Genomic DNA, 14,405 nt, shown 5'->3' on the forward strand with positions numbered 1-14,405 from the left:
GTCTAGGAAGTTAGATTAAGAGGAGAGTTTCCTGATGTCGCTTAGACTCCTCGGAATGACGAGGCCTAAAGTCGAAGAGATATTCTCAAGAATTGAATGCTAAAAAAGCCCCGTAAACATAATTGTTTAAAGGGCTTTTATTTATCTGTTACGTAGTCGATTAATCTAAAGAGAGCTTACTTATGGCGCTCTTTTAATTTGTTCACCACATCGTTCATCGATAAGCCTTGGTCTTGTAAAAGAACCATCAAGTGGTAAATCAAATCTGCTGATTCACACACTAATTCCGCCTTATCGCCCGACGTCGCCGCAAGCGCGACTTCAACGCCTTCTTCGCCCACTTTTTGCGAAATACGCTTGGTGCCACGGGCATATAAACTGGCAGTATAAGAAGACTCAGGGTCTGCGTCCTTGCGGGCAGCCAGTAGCTGCTCAAGCTGATGAAGCCACACCATCTGTGTTTCTTCTTGTTTGTCTCCATCCCAACACGTTGTTGTACCTGTGTGGCACGTTGGGCCAATGGGATTTACCTTAACAAGTAAAGTATCGTTATCGCAGTCCAAAGCGATGTTTTTCAGTTGCAATACGTTGCCCGACGTTTCACCTTTCGTCCAAAGACGCTCTTTAGTACGAGAGAAAAACGTAACATTGCCAGTTTCACCGGTTTTCTCAAGTGCTGCAGGGTTCATGTATCCCATCATTAACACTTGGCTAGATTGGTAATCTTGAACAATGGCAGGAACTAAACCATCTACTTTTTCCCAGTTAATACGCTCTGATAATGCGCCTACTGTTGTTTTTGATAAGCTTGCGGTTTCAAAACTCATAGTCGCACCTCTACATCTTGTTGTTTTAAATACTGTTTAAGTTCACCAATATTGATGACTTGTTTGTGGAATACCGAAGCCGCTAGTGCCCCGTCCACGTTTGTCTTCTTGTAGGCTTCAGCAAAGTGTTCCATCGCACCTGCACCACCAGACGCAATCAAAGGTACATTACACACTTCGCGTACCATGTTTAACTGATCAATATCGTAGCCATTACGAACACCATCTTGGTTCATCATGTTTAACACAATCTCACCTGCGCCACGCTTTTGTACTTCCTTCACCCAATCTTTGGTTTCCCACTTGGTTGCTTTAGTACGCGCTTCATCGCCAGTGAACTGGTAAACCTGATATTTACCGGTATCTTTATCGAAGTATGAATCGATACCAACAACAATACACTGCACGCCAAACTTATCAGCAAGGTCAGTAATCAGTTGTGGGTTAGCCAATGCAGGCGAGTTAATTGAGACTTTATCTGCACCAAACTCAAGAATGCGTGCTGCATCTTCCGCTGACTTGATACCACCAGCCACACAGAAAGGAATATCAATCACTTCTGCTACGCGTTTCACCCAGCTTTTATCGACCACACGTCCATCACTTGATGCAGTGATATCGTAAAACACTAATTCATCAGCGCCCTCTTCTGCATAGCGTTGTGCTAGCGGAACGATGTCACCAATAATTTCGTGGTTGCGGAATTGAACGCCCTTAACCACTTGCCCATCACGGACATCCAAACAAGGGATTATTCGCTTTGCCAGCATGCAAATGCCTCCTCTGCGGTGAATTTGCCATCAAGCAGTGCGCGACCAACAATCACACCCGCAACGCCGCTGCCTTTCAGAGCTTCGATATCAGCTAGGCTGCCAATGCCACCCGATGATTGAAATTGTACTTGTGGGTACTGCTTACAAAGGTCAATGTATAACTCTACGTTTGATCCTTCTAGCGTGCCATCACGTGAAATATCTGTACAGAGAACGTGTTTGAGGCCAACCGTTAGGTAATCTTCAATTAGCGCTTCGATGGTCACACCTGAATCTTCTTGCCAACCTGAAATCGCCACTTTACGTGTGCCGTTTTCATCAATGTTGATGTCCAGAGCAAGTACGATTTTTTCAGCGCCGTATTTTTCCATCCAACCTTTCACAAGTTCAGGTTGTTTAACAGCAGTCGAGCCAACCACAACGCGCTGTGCGCCGGCTTCTAGCAAATCAATTACATCTTGTTCATTGCGAACACCACCACCAATTTGAATATTGGCTGGTGTGCTTGCAAGTAGCTTGGCGATTAAGTCTAGCTGGCGAGCTGTTGTATCTTTTGCGCCGGTTAAGTCTACTAGGTGAAGCCAACCTGCGCCTGCTTGGTGATACAGATTAAACTGCTCTGCTGGGTCTACTTTGTATTCTGTTACTTGCCCGTAATCGCCTTGGAATAAGCGAACTACTTGGCCTTCAATTAAATCTAATGCGGGAATAATCATTTACATTCCTTATAGGGCAGCGTTAGCCGATGCCTAATCCTTATTACAGCTCCAAGAAGTTTTGAATCAATTTAGAGCCTGCTTTTGACGAACGCTCTGGGTGGAACTGAACACCATAATAGTTGCCGCTTTGAACGGCAGCGGTAAACGGATTGCCGTAATCACATTGTGCGATTGTGTAGTCACCTACTGGCATTGCAAAGCTATGTACGAAGTAAAAATACTCGCCTTCTTCAATGTCTTTAAATAGCGGGTGATTCGGTGTTGCGGTTACAGTGTTCCAACCCATGTGTGGTAGTGGCAAATCACCCGTTTCAAGCAAGCGAACTTCGCCATCACACAAACCTAAGCATTCCACTATCTCGTCGGCTTTTTGGCCTTTCTCTTGAGACAGTTTACCTAACAGTTGCATACCTAAACAGATACCAAGCAGAGGCTTCTCGACTTGCTTCACAAGGCTAACGAGGTCACGATCTTGCAAATTCTTCATTGCCTCACTTGCTGTACCTACACCGGGTAGGAATAACTTATCGGCAGCTAGAACAACTTTTGGTTCTTTCGAAATTTCAACTGCGTAGCCCAGACGTTCAATCGCAAACTTCACTGAGGAAACGTTGGCACAACCAGTATCAATAATAACGACTTTTTGATCTTTCATTGTTTTTCCTTGCTAACGTTAGCCTTACAGTACGCCTTTGCTGCTTGGTAACTCGTTACCTTCAACTTTAATTGCTTGACGAAGAGTACGACCAAACGCTTTAAATAGGCTTTCAATGATGTGGTGGTCATTATTGCCATTAGAAGAAAGGTGTAGCGTACAAGCTAGCGTATCGGTTAGAGAACGGAAGAAGTGAACCACCATCTCAGTCGAAAGATCACCCACTTGTTCGCGGCTGAACTTAGCATCAAATTTCAGGTATGGGCGGCCAGAAAGGTCTAGTGCACACTGCGCCAAACATTCATCCATTGGTAGACTGAAACCAAAGCGGCCAATCCCACGTTTATCACCTAGCGCATCTTTAAGTGCTTGGCCTAGAGCTAAAGCCGTATCTTCTACTGTGTGGTGATCATCAATGTGTAGATCGCCTTTCACAGTTAGATTCATCTGGAAACCACCGTGTGTCGCGATTTGATCAAGCATGTGATCGAAGAAACCCATGCCCGTATCGATCTTGTTGCCACCGGTTTCATCAAGGTTTACTGCAACCTTGATATCAGTTTCTTTAGTCGTACGAACCACTTCAGCAACACGTGCATTAACCGTCAGATCTTTAACAATCTGTGGCCAGTTAAGCGTACCTTCCGTTTCCGCATCTGGGCCATATTGAATCCCGCGAATTGCCATGTTCTCAGCAAGTTGAAGATCAGTCATTCGATCGCCAATCACAACAGAATGTTGAAAGTCGACTTTACCGCCCTGTAGATACTCTTTAACCATACCCAACTTAGGCTTGCGGCAAGAGCAGTTGTCTTCGTCAAAGTGAGGACAAATAAGCACGTCGTCAAACTTAACGCCTTGAGACTCGAAAAACTCCATCATCATATTGTGTGGTGCATCGAAATCTTCTTGTGGGTAGCTATCGGTACCTAAACCATCTTGGTTAGTCACCATCACTAAACGGTAGCCCGCATCTTGCAATGCTAACAAGCTAGGAATCACGAGCGGTTCGAATTTTAATTTGTCTAAACGGTCTACTTGAAAATCGACTGGCGGCTCAACAATTAAGGTGCCATCACGGTCTATAAAAAGTATTTTCTGTTGTTTACTCACTTGAACTTCCTTTTAATTTTAAATCTGGTGGCCTAGCTAAAATCAACCGCTAACCCAAATGTCTGATTCATTGGCCAGCTATGCTGATTAAACACAACTGTCCAATGTGATTACTGGTAAGCCTTCGTTACTGAAAAAAGTTACGAATGAATCCAAGTGTCTTTTCGCACTCTTCTCGATTACCAATACTAATACGAACACAATCTTCAATTGGCGAATTACGCAAGATGATGCCAGTGTCCCATGCCGCTTTGAACAATTCGTCACCGTTAGGGAATTTAACCAATAAATAGTTACCCCAACCATCAAATACCGTTACTTGAGGTATACCAAGTAGGCCAGCTTGTAAATAAGCGCGATTAGCACTTAAATCGAGAACTTGAAACTTAGCTCTTGCTAAACCTTGCTCTGAAAGGGCTTGAACCGCAATGTCAGCAACAGGGATTGGCACTGGGTATGGTGCAATCACTTTCAACAGTACATCGATAAGCTCTTTGTTTGCTAGCGTAAAGCCACAGCGTAGTCCCGCTAATGCGAAAGCTTTGGAAAGAGTACGCAAAATCGCTAAATTCGGATATTGAGCAAGCAAATCGACCGTTGACGCTTCAGGGCAGAAGTCGATATACGCTTCATCCATCACCACAATCGCTTTGTCTTGCGTCATTTCAAGCAATTTAATGATGTCTTTACGATCAACTAAGTTACCCGTTGGGTTGTTTGGGCTACAAACAAATATCACTTTCACGTTGTCTAGTTGAGCTTCAATAGAGGGAAGATCTAATTGCCATTCAGAGGTCAGAGGCACCACTTTACGTTCGACACCAATGGTTTCGGCGCTGATCGCATACATACCGTAAGTGGGTGGACAGTAAAGAATTGCATCTTCGTTTGGCTCACAGAAAGCGCGAATCAGTAACTCAATGCCTTCGTCAGCCCCACGTGTTGTCAATGTTTGCTCTGGTGTTACACCTGCATATTGTGCGTAAGCATCGATTAATTCTTTTGGCTGACATTCACTGTAGCGGTTAAGGCGAGTCAGATTTAAGCTGTACTCGTTATCAAACGGAGATTCATTGGCGTTCAACCATACATCTCCGCTACCGCCAATGCGTCTTGCAGACAAGTAAGGTGTTAGAGCCTGAACTTGTTTTCTTGCTAACTTTTCCATGCTCCGCCCCTACTTCGCTCTATTTAACTTTTCAACTCGGATAGTCACAGCACGCTTGTGAGCATCCAAACCTTCGGCTTCAGCCATCGTCACCACTGTTGGTGCTAGACCTTTCAAGCCATCGGCTGTTAGTTCTTGTACTGTCATACGTTTAGAGAAATCTGCTAAACCTAGGCTCGAATACGTTTTGGTGTAACCGTAGGTTGGCAATACGTGGTTTGTACCTGATGCATAATCACCTGCAGACTCTGGAGACCAGTCACCCAAGAATATTGAACCTGCATTATCTAGCAACGGCAACAACTCACGTGGATTCTTGGTTTGAACAATTAAGTGCTCAGGACCGTAGAAGTTCGAAATTGCGATAGCTTGAGTGATTGATTCTGAGATGATAATCAAGCTAGATGCTAATGCTTGCTGAGCGATGTTAGCGCGAGACAACTCTTTCAGTTGTTTCTGCACCGCATCCGTTACTTGATCAGCAATAACCGGAGACGGCGTAACCAAGACAACCTGAGAATCAGGGCCGTGTTCCGCTTGGCTCAATAAATCCGCAGCGATGAAGTCTGCATCTGCAGTTTCATCTGCAATCACCATCACTTCTGATGGACCAGCAGGCATGTCAATTGCAGCACCACGGAAGTCATTGCTGACTTGGCGTTTCGCTTCCGTTACATAGGCATTACCCGGGCCGAAGATCTTATCGACTTTAGCCACACTCTCGGTACCGTAAGCCATTGCCGCAACCGCTTGACCACCACCAACGTTGTAAACCTCGTCGATCTTACAAAGCTTAGCGACATACAAGATTTCATCAGCAATTGGTGGAGGCGAACACAAGACAACTTTACGACAACCCGCAATCTGAGCGGGTACACCTAACATAAGAACCGTTGACGGAAGTGGCGCACTCCCACCAGGAATATAAAGACCAACCGTATTAATCGCGCGCGTTACCTGCTCACACAAAACGCCAGGTTGAGTTTCAACCTTAATTGACTGAGGCTTCTGAGCTTCATGAAACTTAGCAATATTGCTATAAGCTTGCTCTAGCGCTTGCTTCATTTCTGGTGTTAGACGAGCACACGCCTCTTCAATCTCATTCGAAGTAACTCGAATTGATTCAGGAGTCACACGATCGAACTTTTCAGTCAGTTCTTTGAGTGCGGCGTCGCCTTCATTTCGTACTTTTGCAATAACATCAGAAACAGTCGCTGTGATGTTTGCACCTTCAGTAATAGCTGGACGCTCTAATACCGAGTCTTGCTGTGATTCACTTAAAGATTGCCAAACAACGGTTCTCATCATCACTACCCCATCATTTTTTCGATTGGTAATACTAGAATCGAGCTTGCACCCAACTCTTTCAGCTGTTCCATAGTTTCCCAGAACAAGTTCTCAGTACTTACTAGGTGAACGGCAACTTTGTCTTTATCTGTAGATAGAGGAAGAACAGTAGGATCTTCAGCTCCAGGCAATAGCGCTTTAATTTGCTCTAATTGAGACGTTGGTGCGTGAAGCATGATGTACTTCGACTCTTTCGCTTGCTGAACACCTTGCATACGAGTCAGTAGTTTTTCAATTAATGCTTCTTTGTCTGCATCAAATTCGCCGGTGCGTTGAATTAACGTTGCTTTAGATTGAAAAATAGCTTCTGCTTCTTTTAGGCCATTCGCTTCTAGCGTAGCGCCTGTAGAAACCAAATCTGCGATAGCGTCCGCTAGTCCAGCTCGAGGTGCTACTTCAACTGAGCCTGTTAGCATACAAGTGCTGAATTCAACACCCTGCTCATCCATGTAGGCTTTTAGTAGTTGTGGGTAGGTTGTTGCAATACGTTTACCCGCTAGGTCTTGTGGGCCGTTGTATTCTTCATCTTTGTTGATAGCGATAGAAAGGCGGCAACCACCGAAATCTAAACGACGTAGTGTGTGAAATTGCGATGGCTCTTTTAGAGCAACGCGGTCTAGGCGAACTTCTTCTAGCTCATTTTCACCAATGAAACCTAGGTCAACCACACCGTCCATGATAAGACCTGGGATGTCATCATCACGAACCAGTAACAAGTCGATTGGCATATTAAGTGAATGAACCACTAGGCGCTCACCCATGATGTTAAATTTAACACCACATTTTTTAAGTAAGTCTTGGCACTCTTTACTTAAGCGACCTTTCTTTTGAATTGCGATTCTTAGGCGTTGTGTCTGCATTGCTGTATCCCTGTGCAAATATTTGAATTTATTGATTATTTAAAAGTGCTAAAACTAAAAAACCCTCGGAAGACTTTGTCGTCCCGAGGGTTTAAATCTAAATTCTTTGACTTAACCTCCGGGAGAATTCTTGCTCCCGGGTATACGTAAATCTCCCCGAAAGACTAGATAGGGTGATGATGGTGATGAATGTTCATTACTAATTTACGCATACTTATAAGCTCTTAGGTTGTTTGCTGTCTTGTCTCCACACTAACTAAGCTGACATCCTTTTTCAACCATTTATTCGAACTTTTTTCACTAAAACTCAAATTAATTTAACAGGTACAAAAAAGGGAAGCCGCAGCCTCCCTTTTCATTATTCAATCAGATGATGATTAGCTGTTGCACGTCGCCATTTTGCAGCGAGAGAAATAAGCCAATGCAAAGCATACAGCAACAAACGTTAGAGACGCCGCACCAAATGCGATGCCAGTTGATGATGTCATACCTAAGGTAATGAAACCAACACACGATACGAAGGCCACAGACAGCGCATAAGGAAGCTGAGTCGATACGTGGTCAATGTGGTTACAACGAGCACCGGTAGAAGAGAGAATCGTCGTATCAGAGATTGGAGAACAGTGATCACCAAACACAGAACCCGCAAGAACCGCACTTAACATAGGCAGAATTAGAGCGATGTCAGAGGCTGCAGCCATGTCACCCGCGATAGGAAGCATGATACCAAATGTACCCCATGATGTGCCTGTCGAGAATGCCATCAGGCCAGCAAGAAGGAACAAAATAACAGGTAGCCAGTGGTAATCAATGTTACCTGTTGCTAGAGACGAAAGGTAAGAACCGGTTTTCATGTCACCGATAACAGAACCGATAGTCCATGCAAACACAAGAATCAGGATAGCGCCAAACATAGAGCTAGCACCGATCCACATTGTTCTTGCGATATCAGACATTGGCAGCTTTTGCTTAAACACTGTCGCTAGCGCAACAAGCAGGCCAACAACACCACCGTAAACAAGAGACTTGCCTACATCTGTATTTTCAAACGCACCAAGCAAGTTGAATGCTTGACCGTCAGCGGTAAGCGCTTGACCACCGGTATAAAGCATTGCAGCTACCGTCGCTACGATTAACGATACGATTGGCATAACGAGATCAGAGACAGAGCCGTTTTCACTCTCTTGAATGTCTAGCTCTTCATTTAGGTCGTGAGCTTGCTTTTGATCGTTGTCACCTTCAAAGCCACGGCCTTGAGATGCTTCGATCTCATGTTCACGCATTTTACCAACATCTAGACCGAACCATGCAACGGCAAATACCATTAATAGTGCGAACACAGCGTAGAAATTCATCGGGATAAGACGAACGTAAGCACCCAATGCTGAGTACTCTGTCACACCGTGTGTTACTAAGATGCCACCAATAATAGTAATGATGTAAGCACCCCAGCTAGAAGCCGGCATGATCACACACATTGGAGCAGCAGTAGAATCCAGAATATAAGCAAGCTTAGCGCGAGATACGTAAAAGCGGTCTGTAACAGGACGAGAGATAGCACCTACCGCTAAGCTGTTGAAGTAATCATCAACAAAAATGAACACACCCAAGAAAGCAGCAAGTAGTTTTGAACCACGTTTGCTCTTAACACGAGACTGGGCCCACTCAGCGAATGCTCGCGTACCACCAGATAATGTTAATAAGGCGGTTGTCATTCCAAGAATAATTAGGAATGCGACGATGCTCATGTTCCAGGTATTAATGCCACCATCTTCGATGAAAACACCAGAAGCTTTAGTAAACACGTAGCTAGCTGCGTTACCTACTGAGTAATCAGCAAGTAAAATCGCACCCATAACGATACCGACACCCAAGGAAACCAATACACGGCGGGTAACAATAGCGAGAGTTAAGGCCACAAGGGGAGGAAGCAAAGATAAAGGCGATGTTGCAAAATCTATTAAATTCATGATCTTCAAAAACCAGTTTTTTATTTGGCTAGAGATCTACTGCAGACAAACTTGATACGGCTTATCAAGCTCATGTTGAACTAAGCGAAAGGGAAGTGAACACTTCACCCAACCCTACAGTAGCGCTCCATAGTTTAAAATTAAGACTATGGCAGTGTTGTACCTATTGAGCACAACCCCAGCAAATTGCTTAGATATACAATTTACTTCGGCAATTAGACCTTTCATTCCCGTTCATTGGCATCACCCCAACGAAAACTACTTTTTATAATTGCACCTCTACGTGCGATAACATTATTAACCGTTGAAACCAAAGTTTAACAACAAATCAACCAAAGCATCGCATCAGGTAGCCGCAATTGTACTCATCAAGGGCAGCATTGCAACATATCATTCCGACAAAAATAGTTTTTTGTTAATGAAGTAATCAATAGAAGAATAGTCAACTTAAGGTAATTACTCCACCAGTCACATATCAGTTTTTTAGATATTCTTAATAATTATTATAAATTCACTAGGAGTTCGCCTTTTCATTTTCAACTATTCATCTCAATTCTTTATTTAAATATGTAATAGAAGAAATACTATTTGTTTTATTCCTAGGCTCTGTTTATTATTAGGAGGATTATTTAGTTTACCTTGATGGGAAATATCATGTCTGAATTAACAAAAACTTTATTAAATATCCGCAGCCTTCGTGCATTCTCACGTGAATTAACTCTTGAGCAACTTGAAGAAGCGCTAGACAAGCTGACTATTGTTGTACAAGAGCGTCAAGAGTCTGAAGCTGAAGAACGTGCTGCTAAAGCAGAGCAAGAAGCTAAGCTTTCTGCTATCGCTGAACAAATTGCAAAAGACGGAATTGATGTTGCTGATCTTATCGCTGCACTTTCTGGTGAAGCAAAATCTAAAACGACAAAAGCTAAACGTGCTCCTCGCCCAGCTAAATACAAATATGTAGATGCAAACGGCAACGAGAAAACTTGGACAGGTCAAGGCCGTACGCCTTCAGCTATCCAAGAACAACTAGATGCTGGTAAATCTCTAGAAGAGTTTGCTCTTTAACGCATCGTGTTTGCTAAGTGAATAATCAATAACACACTAAGCAATAGAATTAATATTTAAGTCGACCAAAGTATTATTTACGGCTTGAATATATTCAGAAACAAAAAAGGCTCCTTTCGGAGCCTTTTTTATATTTTGTTATTCGTTACTGGATTTGATAAACACAGTAGCGTACTTAATAAACCGAGAAGTTCATTTGATAAGTACGACACCTTATCTTTCCCAGTAAGCTTCTTCTAAACTGTCTTCTCTTTCAGGAAGACCACGAGATAAACGTGGAGAGTGTTGAACTAACACTTCATAACTTGCTCGGTTTGAATATTTACAAACTTGCGAGAAAGACGAATACGTCAAAAATGAATGTTGGTGCTTACTTGAGTTAGGCACGTTTTCTTTGTGGTATTTATTCGCAGCCATATCATGCAATAAAGCCGATAACGCAGCATCACCTGCACCATTGGTATTCTTGATCTTTTCAGGGCCACCCATATAAGGTGCAATGTGCGAATAGATCTTAGTCGGGTTGTCACATAAGTTTTTATGAGCAGGACGGCTAAACTCGTAACGGTTAAATTCCGCAATAGAACCCGGTAATAGAGGTAAAGACGTTTCACGCTTTGCGGCGTCTTCTGTGTAACCCGCCATAAATAGGCCAACAGGGCCTGCAGTACATAGAACTAAGTCAACCCACTCTAGCGCTTTGTCAGAAGCGGCAAGAGGATCACTTTCACCAGTTAACGCTTCCGCTTCGTCTTCGTTCATTGCAACAACTGTTACATGCTGCTCAAGGAAATCTTTCCAAAACTCTGGATCATCTTGAATAACGAATTTAGTTCCCAACGTTAATACAACGGGTACATCATATTTCTTCGCGTACTCGATCGCTTTCATTGTTGCATCAGGCATTGGGTCGCCAGGTTTACAACGAACTAAATAAGCGGTTAATACCAAAGCAGAAGCACTTTTGAAGATCTTTTCAGGAATACTCTCAGGTTTTAGTTGGTTCATTTGACCTTCGCTAATTGCGAAAGTACGTTCACCATCTTCAGTAATTAATGCAAAGCAGCGACCAATTGCGCCATCTACCCCTTGTAAATGATTCAGATCCATTCTGCTTGATGTATTACATAAATAACGATAACCATAGCTACCAATCTTAATATCTTGGCTCATTACACCTAGCAGCGTTGAACGGTCATCTGCCAGCACTGAATAGTTGTGTAATGTATTGCCGATCGTACCACCAGCATATTCATTGGTAATCAAGCACTGCTCTTTTAATTCTTGATATAAAGACTCTGCAGCTTCGTCACCGATGACTAGCGAATGTCCCTTACTTAAGCCATATTTTTCGATTAGCTCAGAACTCACTTTCGCTTCGATATCCACCAATGTTTGGTCAATGCCGATAATATGAGTACGTGACATTCTTTTACTAGTTTGAGCTTGGCTAACTAAAGGGTCACGAGCGTGAACCGGAAAATAGTGCTTTGATTTACGTTGTCCAGGGAATTTCATAGGGCTAGTCTAAGTCAAGGGGAAATAGGTGGCGGATTCTACCGCGCAATATTTAACGCGGCAATCTTTCAAACTATAGCAAACGTTTGCTGTACTATTTTTTTATTCGCCTTCCATAAAGCTTAAATCAGGCAGCATACCCAAATGCTCTGCATAACGTTTTTGATTGAACTCTGCACCATTTTTCATTACGTCAAATACTTCAATAGCCAGTGCACATGCCATAGCCGCAATTGCTTCTTCACGCGGTGTACCAGTCATCATTAAACGCATCAACGTCTCTTTCACTTTCACTGGTTCGCCATCCTCAAGCTGGTTCTCGATGATCTCAATCAGCTCTTCTTCTTGCATAAATTCATTTTGTTCAGACATTTTTTTATCTCAGGTCTTGGATTTCGAGCGACTATGCCACATATACTTCTGACATCCTAGCGACTCACCTCGCTCTCATGCGATTCTCTAACAAAGTCAGCGCACTATTTGTGCAAATGAAACTGTGATTCCGGTCTCGGATCTGTCACGGCGTTTCTCTTTCTGTTAGAATCTGCGACCAAGTAATAGTAACGGTGTTTAGACATGTCAGATATCAGCTCTGGAAACAGCGAAAAGAAAGTAATTGTCGGTATGTCCGGCGGTGTAGATTCGTCAGTATCGGCGTATCTTCTTCAGCAACAAGGCTATCAGGTAGAAGGCCTTTTCATGAAAAACTGGGAAGAAGACGATAACGAAGAATACTGCACGGCAGCTGAAGATCTTGCTGATGCTCAAGCGGTATGTGACAAATTAGGTATCCACCTTCACACTATCAACTTTGCCGCAGAGTACTGGGACAATGTATTCGAATACTTCCTTGCTGAGTACAAAGCAGGTCGTACGCCAAACCCAGACATTCTTTGTAATAAAGAAATCAAATTCAAAGCATTCTTAGAGTTTGCAGATGAAGTATTAGACGCAGACTACATTGCGATGGGTCACTACGTTCGTCGTACTTTTCCTACTCAAGAAGAGCTAGACGCTGGTGTGAAACCAGAAATGCTACGTGGCCTAGACAGCAACAAAGATCAAAGCTATTTCTTATACACATTAAGCTCAGACCAAGTGGCACGCAGCCTATTCCCAGTTGGTGAATTAGAGAAACCTGAAGTGCGACGTATTGCTGAAGAACAAGATTTGATTACAGCAAAGAAAAAAGACTCAACGGGCATCTGCTTTATTGGTGAACGTAAGTTCACTGAATTCTTAGGCAAGTACCTACCAGCACAGCCGGGTAACATCGAGACACCTGAAGGCCAAGTAATTGGTCAACACCAAGGTTTGATGTACCACACATTAGGTCAACGTAAAGGCCTGCATATTGGTGGCACCAAAGGTGGTGGTGGTAATGAAGAACCATGGTTTGTTGGTGAAAAAGATCTGAAGCGTAATGTGCTGATCGCAGTACAAGGTAAAGACCACCCTCTTTTGAAATCAGAGGGTTTGATTGCTTCTCAGCTTCACTGGGTAAATCGCACACCAATTACTGAAGTTATGACATGCACGGTAAAAACTCGTTACCGTCAAACCGATATTCCTTGTACAATCATCCCAATTGATGACGAGAACATTAAGGTTATTTTTGATGAACCACAGATTGCTGTGACCCCTGGTCAATCGGCAGTATTCTATCTAGACGACGTTTGTCTTGGTGGTGGTATCATCGAAAAGCGCATCTAACTATTATCAAACGAACGATAGAAGACAACTAGGAGTTACTACGTGGCTAATACACTTTATGACCGTACTATTGCTTTCGCCGGAATTTGCCAAGCTGTGGCTTTGGTTCAACAAGTAGCGAAAGACGGCCATTGTGATAAAGATGCCTTCGAAGCTTCACTCAGTGCTATTTTGAATACCAATCCGGTGAATACTGTGGGCGTATTTGGACGTGAAGCGAACCTAAAGCTTGGCCTTGAGTGCTTAGTAAAAGGAATCGATAGTACTCCAGCTGGTAGCGATATCACGCGCTACATCATCAGCTTGATGGCGCTTGAGCGTAAACTATCTTCTCGTAACGATTCGATGTCTCAACTTGGCGACCGTATACAAACGGCAGAACGCCAAACTGAACACTTTGATCTGTTTGACGAGCAAATGATCAGTAACTTAGCGAGCATCTACCTAGATGTTGTGAGTCCTATCGGCCCTCGCATTCAGGTATCTGGGACACCATCAGTACTTCAACAGACGTCGAGCCAACATAAGGTTCGTGCGCTTCTTCTATCAGGGATTCGAAGCGCTGTGCTTTGGCGCCAGGTTGGCGGTAAACGTCGCCACCTAATCTTCGGTCGTAAGAAGATGATCGAGCAAGCTCAAATCTTATTAGCTCGAATGTGATTTATTAGCTCGCGCCT

The 14,405-nt window shown here is 43.5% G+C and carries 14 protein-coding genes, 1 riboswitch and 1 other annotated feature; of the genes, 3 read left to right on the top strand and 11 right to left on the bottom strand.

The annotated features are described in order from the left end of the window. Window positions 1-176: 176 nt before the first annotated feature. The 9 genes from hisIE to OCW38_RS09430 all read right to left on the bottom strand — a co-directional run bounded on the left by hisIE (window position 177) and on the right by OCW38_RS09430 (window position 9,432). Window positions 177-827 (bottom strand): bifunctional phosphoribosyl-AMP cyclohydrolase/phosphoribosyl-ATP diphosphatase HisIE, encoded by a 651-nt coding sequence (gene hisIE / locus OCW38_RS09390; protein WP_010440017.1) that lies wholly within the window; start codon window positions 825-827, stop codon window positions 177-179. Continuing rightward, on the bottom strand, window positions 824-1,597 hold the full coding sequence (gene hisF, locus OCW38_RS09395; protein ID WP_010440014.1) for an imidazole glycerol phosphate synthase subunit HisF: 774 nt from the start codon (window positions 1,595-1,597) through the stop codon (window positions 824-826). Before hisF ends, hisIE begins: the two co-directional genes overlap by 4 nt. Beyond that, entirely contained in the window at window positions 1,579-2,316 is a 738-nt protein-coding gene (gene hisA / locus OCW38_RS09400) for a 1-(5-phosphoribosyl)-5-[(5-phosphoribosylamino)methylideneamino]imidazole-4-carboxamide isomerase (RefSeq protein ID WP_010440012.1), read from the bottom strand. Before hisA ends, hisF begins: the two co-directional genes overlap by 19 nt. Window positions 2,317-2,359: 43 nt before the next feature. Next, window positions 2,360-2,974: an imidazole glycerol phosphate synthase subunit HisH gene (gene hisH, locus OCW38_RS09405; protein ID WP_261893817.1), complete on the bottom strand. Its 615-nt coding sequence runs from the start codon at window positions 2,972-2,974 to the stop codon at window positions 2,360-2,362. A 24-nt stretch (window positions 2,975-2,998) separates the two neighbouring features. Beyond that, a complete protein-coding gene (hisB, locus tag OCW38_RS09410; RefSeq protein ID WP_010440001.1) occupies window positions 2,999-4,087 on the bottom strand; it encodes a bifunctional histidinol-phosphatase/imidazoleglycerol-phosphate dehydratase HisB in 1,089 nt (362 codons plus the stop codon). Window positions 4,088-4,214: 127 nt separating this feature from the next. Further along, window positions 4,215-5,255: a histidinol-phosphate transaminase gene (hisC, locus tag OCW38_RS09415; protein ID WP_010439993.1), complete on the bottom strand. Its 1,041-nt coding sequence runs from the start codon at window positions 5,253-5,255 to the stop codon at window positions 4,215-4,217. A gap of 9 nt (window positions 5,256-5,264) precedes the next feature. Beyond that, window positions 5,265-6,566: a histidinol dehydrogenase gene (hisD, locus tag OCW38_RS09420; protein ID WP_261893820.1), complete on the bottom strand. Its 1,302-nt coding sequence runs from the start codon at window positions 6,564-6,566 to the stop codon at window positions 5,265-5,267. Beyond that, a complete protein-coding gene (gene hisG, locus OCW38_RS09425; protein ID WP_010439991.1) occupies window positions 6,566-7,462 on the bottom strand; it encodes an ATP phosphoribosyltransferase in 897 nt (298 codons plus the stop codon). Before hisG ends, hisD begins: the two co-directional genes overlap by 1 nt. A gap of 53 nt (window positions 7,463-7,515) precedes the next feature. Beyond that, window positions 7,516-7,651, bottom strand: a sequence feature (His leader region). A gap of 188 nt (window positions 7,652-7,839) precedes the next feature. Beyond that, the gene (locus OCW38_RS09430; RefSeq protein ID WP_010439990.1) at window positions 7,840-9,432 is read right to left on the bottom strand and encodes a Na+/H+ antiporter NhaC family protein; all 1,593 of its coding nucleotides are present in this window, start codon (window positions 9,430-9,432) and stop codon (window positions 7,840-7,842) included. Window positions 9,433-9,544: 112 nt separating this feature from the next. After that, a riboswitch (Lysine riboswitch) is annotated at window positions 9,545-9,722 on the bottom strand. A gap of 364 nt (window positions 9,723-10,086) precedes the next feature. On the opposite strand from OCW38_RS09430, the gene OCW38_RS09435 reads away from it, so the two are divergent. Continuing rightward, entirely contained in the window at window positions 10,087-10,497 is a 411-nt protein-coding gene (locus OCW38_RS09435) for an H-NS family histone-like protein (protein ID WP_010439989.1), read from the top strand. Between the two features lie 213 nt (window positions 10,498-10,710). On the opposite strand, the gene OCW38_RS09440 is transcribed toward OCW38_RS09435, so the two are convergent. Together OCW38_RS09440 and OCW38_RS09445 are read right to left on the bottom strand one after the other, a co-directional pair. Further along, window positions 10,711-12,015, bottom strand: coding sequence for an inosine/guanosine kinase (locus OCW38_RS09440; RefSeq protein ID WP_010439988.1), 1,305 nt, complete (start codon window positions 12,013-12,015; stop codon window positions 10,711-10,713). Window positions 12,016-12,117: 102 nt separating this feature from the next. Beyond that, entirely contained in the window at window positions 12,118-12,387 is a 270-nt protein-coding gene (locus OCW38_RS09445) for a hypothetical protein (protein WP_010439986.1), read from the bottom strand. Window positions 12,388-12,591: 204 nt separating this feature from the next. On the opposite strand from OCW38_RS09445, the gene mnmA reads away from it, so the two are divergent. Further along, window positions 12,592-13,728: a tRNA 2-thiouridine(34) synthase MnmA gene (gene mnmA, locus OCW38_RS09450; protein ID WP_010439984.1), complete on the top strand. Its 1,137-nt coding sequence runs from the start codon at window positions 12,592-12,594 to the stop codon at window positions 13,726-13,728. A 42-nt stretch (window positions 13,729-13,770) separates the two neighbouring features. Further along, a complete protein-coding gene (gene hflD / locus OCW38_RS09455; RefSeq protein ID WP_010439981.1) occupies window positions 13,771-14,388 on the top strand; it encodes a high frequency lysogenization protein HflD in 618 nt (205 codons plus the stop codon). The last annotated feature ends 17 nt before the right edge of the window (window positions 14,389-14,405 follow it).

Origin of the sequence: Vibrio cyclitrophicus, from assembly GCF_024347435.1 — a bacterium.
Lineage (GTDB): Bacteria > Pseudomonadota > Gammaproteobacteria > Enterobacterales > Vibrionaceae > Vibrio > Vibrio cyclitrophicus.